This is a genomic window from Serratia symbiotica, assembly GCF_000821185.2.
Classification (GTDB): domain Bacteria; phylum Pseudomonadota; class Gammaproteobacteria; order Enterobacterales; family Enterobacteriaceae; genus Serratia; species Serratia symbiotica.
In genome coordinates this window covers 2,579,640-2,594,636 of the sequence record NZ_CP050855.1, presented here as the reverse complement: position 1 = coordinate 2,594,636, position 14,997 = coordinate 2,579,640, and the positions used below count along the sequence as shown (strand labels likewise).

At 48.0% G+C, this 14,997-nt stretch carries 12 protein-coding genes, 3 tRNA genes and 1 pseudogene; 14 read left to right on the top strand and 2 right to left on the bottom strand.

Annotated features, from left to right (window positions below; all coding sequences use genetic code 11):
• Positions 1-26: 26 nt before the first annotated feature.
• From sicA to SYMBAF_RS17865, 6 genes are all read left to right on the top strand, one after another.
• Positions 27-551, top strand: a complete 525-nt coding sequence (gene sicA, locus SYMBAF_RS12985) for a type III secretion system translocator chaperone SicA (protein ID WP_040267053.1) — start codon at positions 27-29, stop codon at positions 549-551.
• Between the two features lie 4 nt (positions 552-555).
• A complete protein-coding gene (sctE, locus tag SYMBAF_RS12980; RefSeq protein ID WP_040267050.1) occupies positions 556-2,532 on the top strand; it encodes a type III secretion system translocon subunit SseC family protein in 1,977 nt (658 codons plus the stop codon).
• 231 nt (positions 2,533-2,763) lie between these two features.
• Positions 2,764-3,876: an IpaC/SipC family type III secretion system effector gene (locus tag SYMBAF_RS12975; RefSeq protein WP_160289826.1), complete on the top strand. Its 1,113-nt coding sequence runs from the start codon at positions 2,764-2,766 to the stop codon at positions 3,874-3,876.
• 16 nt (positions 3,877-3,892) lie between these two features.
• Complete coding sequence (locus SYMBAF_RS12970) at positions 3,893-4,897, top strand: IpaD/SipD/SspD family type III secretion system needle tip protein (RefSeq protein ID WP_040267048.1); 1,005 nt, start codon at positions 3,893-3,895, stop codon at positions 4,895-4,897.
• A gap of 253 nt (positions 4,898-5,150) precedes the next feature.
• Positions 5,151-7,013, top strand: a complete 1,863-nt coding sequence (locus tag SYMBAF_RS12965; RefSeq protein WP_152609189.1) for a hypothetical protein — start codon at positions 5,151-5,153, stop codon at positions 7,011-7,013.
• 3 nt (positions 7,014-7,016) lie between these two features.
• Complete coding sequence (locus tag SYMBAF_RS17865) at positions 7,017-7,310, top strand: acyl carrier protein (RefSeq protein ID WP_052447860.1); 294 nt, start codon at positions 7,017-7,019, stop codon at positions 7,308-7,310.
• Positions 7,311-7,324: 14 nt separating this feature from the next.
• Here SYMBAF_RS17865 and tnpC read toward each other — a convergent pair.
• Positions 7,325-8,092: pseudogene (gene tnpC, locus SYMBAF_RS17860) on the bottom strand (IS66 family transposase); the annotation flags it as partial.
• Complete coding sequence (locus SYMBAF_RS18515; protein ID WP_082027040.1) at positions 8,001-8,381, bottom strand: IS66 family transposase; 381 nt, start codon at positions 8,379-8,381, stop codon at positions 8,001-8,003. The pseudogene tnpC and the gene SYMBAF_RS18515, both read right to left, overlap by 92 nt.
• Before the next feature lie 154 nt (positions 8,382-8,535).
• On the opposite strand from SYMBAF_RS18515, the gene pncC reads away from it, so the two are divergent.
• From pncC to SYMBAF_RS12915, 8 genes are all read left to right on the top strand, one after another.
• Entirely contained in the window at positions 8,536-9,021 is a 486-nt protein-coding gene (gene pncC / locus SYMBAF_RS12950; protein ID WP_040267046.1) for a nicotinamide-nucleotide amidase, read from the top strand.
• Between the two features lie 112 nt (positions 9,022-9,133).
• Complete coding sequence (gene recA, locus SYMBAF_RS12945; protein WP_040267045.1) at positions 9,134-10,198, top strand: recombinase RecA; 1,065 nt, start codon at positions 9,134-9,136, stop codon at positions 10,196-10,198.
• Between the two features lie 63 nt (positions 10,199-10,261).
• Positions 10,262-10,765: a recombination regulator RecX gene (recX, locus tag SYMBAF_RS12940; protein ID WP_040267043.1), complete on the top strand. Its 504-nt coding sequence runs from the start codon at positions 10,262-10,264 to the stop codon at positions 10,763-10,765.
• A 139-nt stretch (positions 10,766-10,904) separates the two neighbouring features.
• Positions 10,905-13,532: an alanine--tRNA ligase gene (gene alaS, locus SYMBAF_RS12935; protein ID WP_040267042.1), complete on the top strand. Its 2,628-nt coding sequence runs from the start codon at positions 10,905-10,907 to the stop codon at positions 13,530-13,532.
• A gap of 259 nt (positions 13,533-13,791) precedes the next feature.
• Positions 13,792-13,977: a carbon storage regulator CsrA gene (gene csrA / locus SYMBAF_RS12930; RefSeq protein ID WP_004091602.1), complete on the top strand. Its 186-nt coding sequence runs from the start codon at positions 13,792-13,794 to the stop codon at positions 13,975-13,977.
• 301 nt (positions 13,978-14,278) lie between these two features.
• Positions 14,279-14,371: transfer RNA gene (locus SYMBAF_RS12925), tRNA-Ser, on the top strand.
• A gap of 3 nt (positions 14,372-14,374) precedes the next feature.
• Positions 14,375-14,451, top strand: a tRNA-Arg gene (locus tag SYMBAF_RS12920).
• Positions 14,452-14,642: 191 nt separating this feature from the next.
• A tRNA-Arg gene (locus SYMBAF_RS12915) sits at positions 14,643-14,719 on the top strand.
• Positions 14,720-14,997 lie beyond the last annotated feature (278 nt).

The following is a 14,997-nucleotide window of genomic DNA, read 5'->3' as shown; positions in this document are numbered from 1 at the left end:
TCCTAATATTTACTAGGAGTTTGTATATGAAACAGCAGGAAGATGCAGCGCAGGAGCAAACAGACGAGATGGAAGGTTTACTTGACGAGGTTTGTCAGGCACTGATGGATGGTGCTACTTATAAGGATATTCACGGCATTCCTCAAAATACAATGGATGGGGTTTATGCTTATGCCTATGAATTCTATCAGCAAGGAAAACTGAAAGAAGCTGAGACTTTTTTCCGCTTTCTCAGTATCTATGATTTTTATAACGCTGACTATGTCATGGGGTTGGCAGCCGTATATCAGTTGACTAAACGTTATGAAAAAGCAGCAGAACTTTATGCCTTGGCATTTGTTTTAGCAAAAGACGACTACCGCCCACTATTTCATGCCGGTCAGTGCAATCTCATGTTGAAGAAAAGTAGTGCTGCGTTGCATTGCTTTGAAAGCACTTTAAATTACAGCACCGATGACGATCTTAAGAAAAAAGCATCGGTCTATTTGCAAGCAATAAAGAAGAACTTGGCAAAAACAGAGCAAGAAGAAACTCATCCTGATTATAGGTAACAAAATGGCGAACATTACAGAGATTAGTTGTGAGCGAATCGCTAATATTCGCGCTTTTTCTCAGGGTATCAATATTAATAAAGTTGTGAGTGATAGCGCTAAAGAGCTGCTGGAGTTGGAGGATGCTTGCCGCAACCTGGTGGCCAATGAACAGGAGAAACGTTATCGCCAAGATAGTATGCCCACCCTGGCAGAACCAAAGGTAAAACTGGCTGATATTCGGTTAGCTAGTCAGGCCTGCCAGACGGGGGGCAGCGAGGAATCAAGTGCCAGCCGAGCTGCGGGGCAGCAAGAACCCGGTTTTAGTGCAAACGCTTCCTTGCTGGGGTCGATGGCGACATTGCGCAAGCTATTACATGCAGGTAACTTGGAGGATTTACGTAACCAGTTAGCGCTGATTACGGCTGAAAAAACTGCGATACGTTTGCAAGGGGAAAAGTTACTCTCAATTTTTGAGAAAAGCTTGACTCAGCTAGAGGAAGCAAACAAACAGTTGGAAGAAAGTCAGCAAGCCCTGAAGGATGCCAATAACCACGTTAACGATCTGACAGAGCAGCAAAAAAGTTTGCAAGAGCAGTACGAGTACGCAAACCAACAGTTGTCACAGACGCAGGATGAGCTGGCCCAGGCACGTGCAAAGCGGGCAGAAATCCCTGAGCCACCACAAACCGAGGATCAGCAAAAAAGCTACCAGCAGTTGTCAGAAAAGATTAACCAGTTACAAAAACAGTTGGATACGCAACAGGGTAATGTCCAAACGTTGACGGAAAAACAGGCCAGCTTGGCGGATAAATTAACTGATGCAAAGCAAATCGTGACACAGCTTGACGCCAACGTGCATAAGGCGGCGCAGGCAGCAATCGAGAAAGCACAGCAGGCTGATCAACATCGTTCTGCGATAAACAAGCTTGTCGATAGTGCCCCACGCAAGGTGCCAATAGATGGCGATAACCTGGAGAATGCGTTGGCATTATTGACGCTACTTACTGCGCAATTAAAAAAAACGCTGGGCGAAGATGCGATTAAAAATATGCGTCGGCAGCAAGATGTGATTGAAGCTCTCAATGAAGCTTCGCGCAAAGATCAAGAAAAAAAGGCGAATGAAGCCGATGAAGCACAGCGTAAAGCCGAGGCGGCAAGCAAAGCGGCTGGCTGCATCAGTAAAACACTCGGCATAATTATGTTGGTGGTATCCGTGGTGGCGACGGTCGTCACATTCGGTACCGCTGGTCCATTAATGATGGCGGTGGCCGCGATAGGCCTCGCGATGGCAGTGGCCGATGTGGTGCTTGAGGCTAACGGATGCAGCACCTTGATGGAAATGGCAGCCAATGAAATCGCAAAAGGTGTGTCTAGTTTACTGATTCAGTGCGGTGTTGCGCCAGAAAAAGCCAAACAAATTGCCAATATTGTCGGAATGGTTGTCGCTGCGGTGGCTTTCTTGGCGTTGTCCCTGCTTTCGGTGTCTTCTTTCGTCAAAAACGCGGGGACGGCGGTGGCGAAAACGTTGCAAACGGGCACCAAAATGGCCGCCAACGTGTTGAAAAGTGCGGCGAAAGCGCTTTCAGATAAATTTATTAATATTTTGATGAAAATTTTCAGTAAAACAGGAAAATTGACCCAACAGTTCACTAAATTCGCCAAGAATACGAAAGAAGTCATCAAACTTTCCGACGTCACGGCACGTAGAATTGAAATGGGAACAAAGGGCGCCAATATGGTTATGGGAGTGACCAAATCAGCCGTTGGCGGTGGGCTGAATTTATACGCCAGTGCGCAGATTAGCGATATGAAAGCGCTATTAGGTGCGTTGATCAAAGATAACGAAAGCATTCAAGCATGGGTAAGAGCTCTTGAAGCGTTGATCAAATCTTGGGCGAAAGATTTTGACCAACACAGTACAGACTTCGACAACATGCTGACAGCAACAAACGAATCTGGTCGTACCAAAGCTAACTTAATGAAAAGCAGTTATGCATAATTTTCAGGAGATATACTGATGTCACTCACCATCGAGCAAACGGGAAACTTTCAACCTACCTCGCGGGTTAGCCAGGATGTCATCCCACTTGTCAAGCAGGGCACTGCGTCAGGGATCCACTTCAGCCAATTAGATTTGCCTGACATTGGCCCAGCGCTGGCCGATTTCACATCCCAGAGTGAGAGGCCGCAGTTAACTGCGCCTGTCTTTTACCCACAGCAGGCCGAAGTATTGGCACAGCTAAAGAAACTGGAAGAACCAGAAAACGCCGAACGCCTGGATGATTTGCGTATCGCACTTACCACCACGCCAAACGATATTAATCAGGCGCTTCATGTGGTTTTACAGCGGGAACTGGGTAACAGCACAAACGCGGGTTCACGCGCACGGGTAGAAGCGGTACAGATGGATGAAGTTGAGCAACGCAATGTGGTACAGGCAGCCCAGGCGATGCTAGTGGGGTCGTTGTTGAAAGAGAGCAATACGCAGCAGGCGGCAGAACCCAGTGTTAAGAATAAAACAGACTCCGCTGATGCGGCCAAACAGGAGCCGTTTGTTGGCATCCAAACTAATGAAATGATGCGCTTCTTGCTTAGCGTTTTGCGCCAGGTAATGGCAGAAATCTATATTTCAGAGCGCCGTATCAACACGATGTTTGCCGAACTCAGCGCCAGCATGGCCGAAAAGTCAGCAGCATCCAGCGTGAGAGAAGGAAAAGAGATTTACAAAGGCGCGTTAATGAGTTTTGCTACCACGATGCTAATTACTGGTGTTGGTGTCGCTTTCCAATCTCGTGGGTTATATAAGCAAAATAAAGCGGTGCAAACTTCGCTTAAGAGCGTGAACAATAATGGTAAACACTCGAATGGATTGAAGCTAACGCAACATCAAACCGGAGAGTCGGCAAAAGGCACAGGCTTCCATATTGGCGCAGATGGGCAGCCGGTCGCACCGGTAAATACGCCTCCCTCGGCTCAGCAAGCACAACATCAGTTGCAACAGCAGCGGCCCGTCATGGATACGATGGAGAATACAGATCTACACAGGCTAAGATATGAGCAGAAAGTCAATAAATATCGCACTCATAACAGTATTGCTGAGCAATTGACCCGAAATGGCGATAGTGCTGGGCAATTGGCTAACGCCTCTAATATGACGGCGGTAAAAGGTGCTGAAGCTGACAAGACACTACAAAGTACGGCATCAGATATCACCCGTAGCGTTGCAAAAGATAAAGAAGATCAGGTCAGCAAGAGTGAAGAAACGATTAAAAAGATGCGCAGTAACATCAACGAGATGCAAGAAATGACAAACAAGACTAAACAGAGCCTTATCAGAGGCTAAATAAAGGTACCCTGCCATGACGACTATTTCTTCCAGCAATTTTTTACCGCAACTAACGCCGCCTCTGGGTGAAGTGGTGGATAACGGAAACCGGATCCAGGCCCAGGTGCCGTTTTTAAGCGGCACAGAGGCATTCAGCGCACCGCAATGGCAAGACGATCTTTATGTACAAGCAGCATATTTGTTGCAAAGCAACCAACACATTCTGCCGTTAAGTGATCCGCAAGCTGATGCCCACAGGGGGAACCGTATGGTTACCCCTGACGCCGAAGATATCACTAACGATGCGCGGCAGCTGCTACGCGATCTTAAGCGTAGTGAAGATAATTACCGCACTGCACAAACGAATGCGCTGGAGGCCTCTTCCGACGAAGAGGATGTTGGTACTCCCCCTCACATCAAAGCGCTGGAGGATTTGATTGAAAAAATCCACACGAAATATCAAAAGCTTTACGCCAAAATTACTGAAAAAGCTTCACAGTATATGAAAGATGTCAATCAGGCGCTGGGGAAAATGAGTGATTACATTAATGCGGGTAAAGATGGAAAGATTATCTTCGATAAAGAGGGGTTTCTTAAGGCGTTCAAGGACTCATTAAGTAAATATTTCGATTTTAACCAAGACGGCAGTATATCGCCGAAATCTATCCATAATTTTACCGGCGATGACAAGGCACTCACCTTTTGGAAAGATAAATTGGGCAGTGGCTATATCGTACGACGTGGTTCATCTGGTGATATTGAGATATTACCAAACTCGGATGCGATAAAAGGTATCATTGACCGTATAGATGGACTCAAAGGTGAAAGTGTAAAGGGGGAGGGGATAGAACTTTCCGGGCAAGCTTTCCAGGCTTTTCAAACTGCCATTGATAGCCAGAAAAATACGGTGAATAATAACGTCTCCGAGTTGCTGGAAAGATTCCGTCAGGACAACAGTAGCTTTGAAACGCTTATCCAATTATTGCAACGAATGACTGAAGACTTATATCGCTATAACGCGGGTTATATGAATGTGTAAATTATGGCTCCGCTATTCTTCTGGCTTTTAGCAGGATAATTAAGAACCCAATCGGCGTATTACGAGTGTGATATTTGGATGTTTTCGTAATATGAGATCTGGTACAGAAGATCTTCAGGATATGACTGATGCTGTAACATAAGCCAAGAGTTTATGGGGGATTATCATGGAGGCAGGGGTGGCATATTGATAGAGATATATCGATTCTGCTGCTGATTGTGGTGTGACAAAATATTTTCCGAAGAGTTAATATATGAATATTGATCAGAAAATCAGTGATATATGTCGAACAGCTTCCCCGCGCTACTCAAGTGCTGGTCAGCATAACACTGTTGCCGGCGATATTAGCAACATTAAATTTGATGCCCCAGATTCCAGCAACCCTCTTTCCATGGAAGAGTATACCAGAATCTCCTTTACTACAAATTCTTTTAATGGGCCTACACTGTGCGATCTAAATAGAGAAAAACAACTTGAAACTCTGTTTGAGTTCTTAAGTTCATCAGGGAAAAATATCAGTGCAGAAGATTTTAATCTTGTGATGCAGACTGGGGCTGGCAACAGAAGCAATATAATACATGCGAGTTTGCAGGATAATATCTCAACTGCGTTGGCGTTGTTCCAGTTGATACCGGCAGAAATGCGCGAGTCGCTCAAAAAGGACGTTAGTGCTGCTTTCACAGCGATGAAAAAGCATAAACCAACGGACGATAAAACGGCAAAATCGGCTAAAAAGCAGTTCAATAAACTGAACCATGCCTTGATGAAAAAGGTAGGGCTTGATAACTGGCCATATGGAAAAGCGGCCTTGGAGGAGTTGTGTAAAAAGTTTATGGCTACCTCCGTCCATCCAGATATCTTAAATAAGTTGCAGCAAAGTGGCGTTATATCACAGGAACGTAGACGAGAACTCGAGGCTAATCCCGACCAGATTAAGCAATATCTCTATAAGGCGGTTGATGAACAAAATGAGCGCACGGCTGCAGTGCACAAGTCCTGTTTTTTTAACTATCATACTATTGATGATAAATGTTTTTGTCTGAGATTGTTATTTCAGTCGATGGAGTATAAAACTACATTCATTGCTGATTTGTTGAAAAAAAAAATGAGTGTTAAGGTGCCGCTATCCAGCGAGGGTTCCGCTACACCATCGTCACAGCAAGCCGCTACCGAACAGCCCATTATTACACAGCCCACGTTAATCCCTGGTGCAGAGCAAGGTGCGGTGACTCAAGACTATCATGCTACCGCAAGGCGGGTGTATAACGATAACCTGTTTTTTAATAATGAATTAGGTGAGCTGTGGCAAAATTTCACGAGACAGGTTGAGTCTATACAGAATATTTTCCTACTGCTAAATCGTTTGCTTCCTGGTCAGGATACTGTGAGCGGGAATTCCATCGGCGGCAGCGTAAAATCTAATCCCTTGAATATTGACGGGAGTGGTACCCCCACACTCTTCTCAAAAATTGATATGAACGCTGACAAGCAGGAAGAGGAAGGTCAACCTTTGACAGTTGGCCATACTTTGCAAAACCCAGGGGGTGAAAACGTTGATAAATTTCCTATCAATGAGAAAGCTGCTTATAAGTACAATGCGCAGGATTCTTTATACAATGTTTCGCAGACGGATAATCGCACCAATAAAACGCAAGAGATTAAGCAAAACAATAATAACTTTCACGTTGTACTGGGGGATACTTCCATAACCGTTGGAAATCGTTCGCAGGAGAATGTGTTCAGCAGTATCCATTTTTCTTCGATAAAAACTTACTCTACTATTCTTGAAAGCAGCACCATGGCTAATCCATCAGTATCAGAAAAGACAGATAATTTATCTGATACAACTGACAATGATTCAATTTCTGATCGAGTCGAAAATCAATCAACAGTTGATGCTGAACAGCCACTGGAAAAAACTTCCTATACAGAACCTACGCCGAAGAAACCCTCTTATAGGCTAAATGCGCAAGGAACTTCATTTGGTGTTGACATCACGGGGCAGTCCACCGCAACCGATAAGCATCTAATTCAAGAGCGCGTGGTATTAACCCGAGGGGGGCAGGTTAACAATTTGGCTGCTATGCTGGCCTATGAAAAACTGAACAGGGATTAAGCCATGTCTCAGGGGGATCGCCATCATCGCTGGTTGGAAAAAGAACTCGCGCAGATCCTTACTTATTCCAATCAGTCACCGCACATTAACCTGCAAGCTCGATTGATTGTGGATCTGCATATTGATTCATTGGAGATGTTGGAGCTTGTCTCAGCGGTTGAGAAATACACGCAACAGCCGCTGGAGGACAAAATCTGGATGGTATGGTATAGGTTGCAGGACGTTTTGGATTATCTTAATTCATGCGATAATTGTAACCGAACGGCGAACTCGCGTTGTGTGATTAAAATAATGTAATAAGCTGGCGGATATTAACTGAAGCTGTTTTCGGCGTAGGGTAATAGTTGTTGGAGGCTATGGTGGGGCCAGGTGGGTAAGCGGGTAGCACATCACGCAACCAGATAGACGGGTCGTGGCCGTTGAGTTTGGCGGTTTCCAACAGATTCAGGATAGCTGCCATCCGTTGTCCGGCACGCAACGACTCGGCAAAGAGTCCGTTCTTGCGGCCTACGGCTACCGGACGGAGGCAGTTTTCCATGCGATTGTTATCTATGGGCACGTGGCTATCGTCAAGATAACGCAGTAATGCTGACCAGCGTTTCAGGGGATAGTCCAGCGCTTTGCGTAACCTGGAGTTGGGGGCCGTCTGCGCTTGTTGCAACAACAGCCATTGATGGAAGGCGTCCAGCCGGGGGGTGGCATAGCGCTGTCGCCATTGACGTTTTTTATCCGCTGACCGATGTTTGATTTTGCGCTCAAGCCTGTACAACTCATGGATAGTATCTAGAGCTAGCTTCGCCACCGGGCTTGGGTTGGCAGTGAACAGCTCGAAGAACGTGCGCCGGGCGTGCGCCCAACACCCGGTGTCAACCGCCTGGCCGCTTGCCGAACAACGCCTGGTAACCAGCATCACCGTCCACCACCAGGGTAACGCGCCAGCCCTCAAGCACATCGCGGGCATACTGACCACTGCGCCCCGGTTGGCAATCATAAAGCACTATCGCCCGCTCGGCACCTTGTGCGGTGATATAGAGCCACAGATAACCGCGTGAGGTTTTGCCCTTGCCGGGGTCGAAGATATTTTGGTGCTTTTGGCTCAGGTAACAGCGTGACCAGTTGCTGCTCGATATCGGCGGCATCGGCCTCGATATCTTCATCGAACAGCCCGCGCTGTTTCCCCTGGAAGGCTTCGCTTTTACGCCCGAAGCGCCACTGACGGGCATTTTTCAGTGCCTCTTCCCGTTGCTGGATATAGCCTGCCAGTGTCTGGCTTCGCTGTGTCTGCGGCTCTTGGTTCACGAATAATTTCAACACCAGAGCGCACAGTTCATCGGGGTTTTGTGAGGCCAGCACTACATCGATATTCATGCCCTTGTTTTATCAGTGCAATAGCGTATTGTCATTGATAATCAATGTATTAATGATGGTTTTCCGTTATTTCATGAAAAGTCATTGCTTCCTTCATTGAAAAACACAGGTTCTACTAATTGGATATATCACCCTGATTCGCTAAGGAGAAGTTATGAGTGAAAGCCAACTGCGTCAACTCAGCATTCTGGTGGGGGAAAAGCTAAAAGCGAAAGGGTATTGGATCACTTGCGCGGAATCCTGCACTGGCGGTGGCATTGCTAAAGCTATCACCGATATTGCTGGCAGCTCGGCCTATTTCGATCGCGGGTTTGTCACCTACAGCAACGCGGCGAAGCGCGATTTGCTAGGGGTGGCGGAAGCGACATTAACTGTTCACGGGGCGGTCAGCGCAGAGGTAGTACGCGAGATGGCGTTAGGCGCGCTACATGTCGCGAAGGCTGATCTGGCACTCTCGGTAAGCGGCATTGCTGGTCCTGAAGGTGGCAGCGAGGAAAAACCAGTGGGAACGGTGTGGTTTGGCTTCGCCGATGGTGGCCGAGTGTTGGTACGCAAGGGACATTTTGTTGGTGACCGCGATGCGGTGCGGCTTCAGACGACGGTTTTTGCGCTGCGGACCACCCTTGAAGAATTTTTGTGAAATTAGGCTTGATACTGTATGACCGTACAGTATAATTAGTGACATTTCCTATACAACATACAATCAGTGGCAGTATGGGGTAATATCGGCATTGCGAAATGAAGGAGCAAAAATGGCTATTGATGAGAACAAGCAAAAGGCGTTAGCTGCGGCACTGGGCCAGATTGAGAAACAGTTCGGCAAAGGCTCCATCATGCGCCTGGGTGAAGACCGTTCCATGGATGTAGAAACGATCTCCACCGGTTCATTGTCACTTGATATTGCACTGGGTGCTGGTGGTCTGCCGATGGGGCGGATCGTCGAGATCTATGGCCCGGAATCCTCCGGGAAAACTACTTTAACGTTGCAGGTTATCGCTGCGGCGCAGCGTGAGGGCAAAACCTGTGCATTCATTGACGCTGAGCACGCACTAGACCCAATTTATGCGAAGAAGCTGGGTGTGGATATCGACAACCTGTTGTGTTCCCAGCCGGACACGGGTGAGCAGGCGCTGGAAATCTGTGATGCTCTGACCCGCTCTGGTGCGGTTGATGTCATCATTGTTGATTCCGTGGCGGCGCTGACGCCGAAGGCGGAAATCGAAGGCGAAATCGGCGACTCACACATGGGTCTGGCGGCGCGTATGATGAGCCAGGCGATGCGTAAGCTGGCAGGCAATCTGAAAAACGCTAACACCCTGCTGATCTTCATCAACCAGATTCGTATGAAAATTGGCGTGATGTTCGGTAACCCTGAAACCACCACCGGTGGTAACGCCCTCAAGTTCTATGCTTCTGTCCGTCTGGATATCCGTCGCATCGGCGCGATCAAGGAAGGAGACGAGGTCGTGGGCAGTGAGACTCGCGTGAAAGTGGTGAAAAACAAAATCGCTGCGCCGTTCAAGCAGGCTGAGTTCCAAATCATGTACGGCGAAGGCATCAACAGCCGTGGTGAATTGGTCGATTTGGGCGTTAAGCACAAAATGATCGAAAAAGCAGGAGCTTGGTACAGTTACAACGGTGAGAAAATCGGCCAGGGTAAGGCCAATGCTTGCAACTTCCTGAAAGAAAACCCGGCCATCGCCGCCGAGTTGGACAAAAAGCTGCGTGACCTGCTGTTGCACAATACGGGTGAACGGGTTGCTGCTATCAGCGAAGACACCGGTGGTGACGAAGCGGAAACCAGCGAGCAATTTTAATCGCTGACGATGGTGTACCGCTGTTGGTGGGGTACAGCCATCCAGACTAATCAGGTTTGAATGATGAATGACTTGCTAAACCGCGCCATACGCCTGCTGTCGCAACGCGATCATAGTGAAACTGAGCTGCGACGCAAACTTGCGGCGCAGCCGTTTATAGCGAAAGCCCAATGTGGCGGTAGAATGTCGCATGCTTCAACGCCAGTCCTTAAAGCCCCCCTTGAACCTGCCATCATCGAGCAGATTATCGCCTACTGCTATCAGCATAACTGGCTGGATGACCAACATTTTGCCCTTAGCTATATCGGTAGCCGCTGTCGTAAAGGATACGGTGTACAACGCATCCATGCTGAATTGGCGCAGAAGGGCGTGGATAAAAAACTGGTGCAAGCGGCGCTGGCGGATTGTGATATTGACTGGTGCAAACAGGCGAAACAAGTGGCGCAGAGGAAATTTGGCGATGTGTTGCCGACAGACTGGAAAGAAAAAGCCAAATTGCAGCTTTATCTACGCTATCGTGGCTTCTTCCAGGAAGAAATTCAGACAATTTACCGTGATTTTGCATAATGAATGCACACGGGGTTTTACTTCCCTCTAAAGAAAATTTATCTTATCTCCACTTTTTGTTGTTCGCGAGCGAGCTACCATCGTTAGTATGACGTATTTCTTGCTCGTGTGTCGTTATTCTAGCTTTTCCGGGAAAATTATGGACAAGAGCACCGCTGAGATCCGTCAAGCGTTTCTCGATTTTTTTCATAGTAAGGGCCATCAGGTTGTAGCAAGCAGTTCTTTGGTACCTAACAATGATCCGACATTGCTGTTCACCAATGCTGGCATGAACCAATTTAAAGATGTTTTCTTGGGGCTGGACAAACGCGCTTATTCCCGAGCTACCACCTCGCAGCGCTGTGTGCGTGCTGGCGGTAAGCATAACGACCTTGAGAATGTCGGTTATACTGCGCGTCACCACACCTTCTTTGAAATGCTGGGCAACTTTAGCTTCGGTGATTATTTCAAGCACGAGGCGATCAGCTATGCGTGGGAACTACTCACCGGGGAAGACTGGTTCAACCTGCCAAAAGAAAAACTGTGGGTTACCATCTATGAAACCGATGATGAAGCTTTCGACATTTGGCAGAAACATATTGGTGTGCCGGCTGAACGTATTATCCGCATCGGAGACAACAAAGGAGCTGCCTTTGCCTCTGACAACTTTTGGCAAATGGGCGATACCGGCCCGTGTGGCCCATGCACTGAGATCTTCTATGATCACGGCGATCATATCTGGGGTGGCCCTCCGGGTAGTGCTGAAGAAGATGGCGATCGTTACATTGAGATCTGGAACATCGTCTTCATGCAGTTCAACCGCCAGTCCGATGGTGCCATGTTGCCGTTGCCGAAGCCTTCAGTTGATACCGGCATGGGCCTTGAACGTATTGCAGCGGTACTGCAACATGTGAATGCCAACTATGAGATCGACCTGTTCCGCACACTGATCGCCGCTGTAGCGAAAGTGACTGGTGCTACTGATCTGGACAACAAATCCCTGCGTGTTATCGCCGACCATATCCGTGCCTGTGCTTTCCTGGTGTCAGACGGTGTGAACCCATCTAATGAGAACCGTGGCTATGTACTGCGCCGCATCATTCGTCGTGCTATCCGCCATGGTAACATGCTTGGTGCGAAAGACACCTTCTTCTATAAGCTGGTGGCGCCGCTGATTGAAGTGATGGGGTCAGCCGCCGACGAACTGAAACGTCAGCAGTCGCGGGTAGAGCAAGTGCTGAAAACCGAGGAAGAGCAGTTTGCCCGTACACTGGAGCGTGGTCTGGCGCTACTGGATGATGAGTTGAACAAGTTGCAGGGTGAGACACTGGACGGTGAAATTGCCTTCCGTTTGTACGACACTTTTGGTTTTCCGGTCGATCTGACTGCCGATGTCTGTCGCGAGCGTGGCCTAAAAGTTGATGAAGCTGGCTTTGAGCAGGCGATGGAAGCACAGCGCCGCCGTGCACGCGAGTCCAGCGGTTTTTGCGCAGACTACAACACCATGATCCGCGTGGATGGCAGTAGCCGATTCAGCGGTTATGATTATGAAGAACAGCAGGCGATGGTGATCGCGCTATTCCGCGATGGTCAGCCGGTCGAACAAATTAATGCCGGTGAAGAAGCGGTAGTGGTGCTGGATGGGACGCCATTTTATGGTGAATCCGGTGGCCAGGTGGGTGACAAAGGTGTGCTGAAAGCCGCCAGCGCAGATTTTGTGGTGAGCGACACCCAAAAATACGGCCAGGCTACTGGCCATCTGGGCAAGCTTTCACAGGGGTCGCTGAAAGTGAAAGATCGTGTTGATGCGCAGATCGACACTGAACGTCGCAACCGCATCCGCCTGAACCATTCGGCGACCCATCTGCTGCACGCCGCTCTGCGCCAAACGCTGGGTGAGCATGTTGCGCAGAAAGGCTCGCTGGTTAACGACAAATATCTGCGTTTCGACTTCTCGCACTATGAAGCGATGAAACCGGAGCAAATCCGTAGGGTGGAAGATCTGGTAAACCAGCAGGTGCGTCGCAACCTGCTGGTACAGACTGAAGTGATGTCGTTGGACGATGCCAAAGAGAAGGGAGCGATGGCATTGTTCGGTGAGAAGTACGATGACAATGTACGTGTGTTGACCATGGGCGACTTCTCCACTGAACTATGTGGTGGGACCCATACCAGCCGCACCGGTGACATTGGTTTGTTTAGCATTGTGACTGAGTCCGGTACTGCTGCGGGTGTTCGCCGTATTGAGGCAGTGACTGGCGAAGGCGCTATCGCCAAGTTGCATCAACAAAGTGATCTGTTGCAAGTTGTTGCGCATTTGGTGAAAGGCGACAGTAGCAACCTAGCCGATAAGCTGCATGCAACGCTCGATCGTACCCGTCTGTTGGAAAAAGAGCTACAGCAGTTGAAAGATCAGCAGGCGGCGCAGGAAAGCGCATCCTTGTCCTGTCAGGCAAAAGTGGTTAACGGTGTGAAGCTGTTGGTCAGCCAACTGGATAATGTCGAGGCAAAAATGTTACGCATTATGGTTGATGATCTGAAAAATCAGTTGGGTTCAGCCATTATCGTGCTTGCTACCACTGCTGATGATAAGGTCAGCCTGATTGCTGGCGTGACCAAGGATCTGACAGACCGAGTGAAAGCTGGAGAGCTGATCGGCAATGTGGCGCAGCAGGTAGCTGGCAAGGGCGGTGGACGCCCAGATATGGCGCAGGCGGGGGGAACGGATGTTAGCGCTCTTCCTGCGGCGTTAAACAGCGTAGAAGCCTGGGTGGCTTCGAAGCTGTGAATACAAAGAAATAGCACGCAAAAAAGACATAATAAATTGTTTTTTTTAGTTTTTATGTAGTGCTAACACGGTTTAATTATAATTGCGGGAACAAAGTTTTTCAGGTCAGCTAAACTTATCATTATCTGAAGTGAAAGTAATTTAGCTTATACTTAAATGGCTTATTTTTTCACAACATATGCTTACATTTTATGATATATGATGGATACTAGCGGGAAAACGAGAGGCCCGACTCTTTTAATCTTTCAAGGAGCAAAGAATGTTAATTCTGACTCGTCGAGTTGGTGAAACCCTCATGATTGGCGATGAGGTCACGGTGACAGTGCTAGGGGTAAAAGGCAACCAGGTGCGTATTGGTGTAAATGCCCCCAAAGAGGTGTCAGTACACCGCGAAGAAATATATCAGCGTATTCAGGCAGAGAAGTCTCAACAGACGACTTACTGATTTCGAAGTAGCGTCTCGTTGCTAAGCGAGACGCTGCTGTGCTTTTTGTGTACATATTCTTCCACATTCCACGCTGTTATTTCTACCTGTTTGTTTTGCATCTTTTTACCCAACCCCTGCGGTTGCCTTTGATAAAACACCCTTTTTGCCGTGAAATCCCTCATGTTGAGTGTGAATTGTGCAAACGCACATGAGTTGGGAAAAATTGTTTGACTTACAAGTCGGAGAAAGTAATATGTGCGCCACGCAGTGCCGATGAGCTTCTCTAAAGAGCACTAAGCACAATTTAAAAAAAGCGTACGGTGAGGTGGCCGAGAGGCTGAAGGCGCTCCCCTGCTAAGGGAGTATGTGGTCAAAAGCTGCATCCGGGGTTCGAATCCCCGCCTCACCGCCATTTGCATCCATAGCTCAGCTGGATAGAGTACTCGGCTACGAACCGAGCGGTCGGAGGTTCGAATCCTCCTGGATGCACCATTCATAAAAAGTATTTATTAGAAAGCTCAGGTTTCCAGATAAATACGAACTAAAAGGTAGCTCGAAAGAGGATAATGTTACTTCAGCAACGCCTATAGGGTGAAGCGTCCACACTAAGTAATCCTCTTAGATCCACCGTTGTTCCCAGCGTTTGCTTCACAGAATAAAGCAAATGCTACAGTAAATAGACTGCATCCATAGCTCAGCTGGATAGAGTACTCGGCTACGAACCGAGCGGTCGGAGGTTCGAATCCTCCTGGATGCACCATCCTAAAAAGTATCTATCAGAAATCTTTGTCTTCCAGACAAATACGAGCTGAAAGGTAGCACGAAGAAAGATAACGTTGCTTCAGCAATAGCCCGCCGGAGAAAAGCAACTGAATAATTCTTCTGGGTGCAGTACCTAAAAAATCCGCTTTAGAGGGTTTTCGCTTTCCGGATCTCCTTTTCCCGATATCAGCGACATTCCCCCGTCTCCTTTGGAATACATTCCATCATTACGCAGCCAGCGACAACCTAACGGCTTTGCGTTAAAGTAGCTTCCTT

Bases quoted from the DNA above. Each gene is read 5' to 3' on its own strand.
- sicA (WP_040267053.1), top strand. From the start codon at position 27: ATGAAACAGCAGGAAGATGCAGCGCAGGAGCAAACAGACGAGATGGAA.
- sctE (WP_040267050.1), top strand. From the start codon at position 556: ATGGCGAACATTACAGAGATTAGTTGTGAGCGAATCGCTAATATTCGC.
- SYMBAF_RS12970 (WP_040267048.1), top strand. From the start codon at position 3,893: ATGACGACTATTTCTTCCAGCAATTTTTTACCGCAACTAACGCCGCCT.
- SYMBAF_RS12965 (WP_152609189.1), top strand. From the start codon at position 5,151: ATGAATATTGATCAGAAAATCAGTGATATATGTCGAACAGCTTCCCCG.
- SYMBAF_RS17865 (WP_052447860.1), top strand. From the start codon at position 7,017: ATGTCTCAGGGGGATCGCCATCATCGCTGGTTGGAAAAAGAACTCGCG.
- SYMBAF_RS18515 (WP_082027040.1), bottom strand. From the start codon at position 8,381: ATGAATATCGATGTAGTGCTGGCCTCACAAAACCCCGATGAACTGTGC.
- pncC (WP_040267046.1), top strand. From the start codon at position 8,536: ATGAGTGAAAGCCAACTGCGTCAACTCAGCATTCTGGTGGGGGAAAAG.
- recA (WP_040267045.1), top strand. From the start codon at position 9,134: ATGGCTATTGATGAGAACAAGCAAAAGGCGTTAGCTGCGGCACTGGGC.
- recX (WP_040267043.1), top strand. From the start codon at position 10,262: ATGAATGACTTGCTAAACCGCGCCATACGCCTGCTGTCGCAACGCGAT.
- alaS (WP_040267042.1), top strand. From the start codon at position 10,905: ATGGACAAGAGCACCGCTGAGATCCGTCAAGCGTTTCTCGATTTTTTT.
- csrA (WP_004091602.1), top strand. From the start codon at position 13,792: ATGTTAATTCTGACTCGTCGAGTTGGTGAAACCCTCATGATTGGCGAT.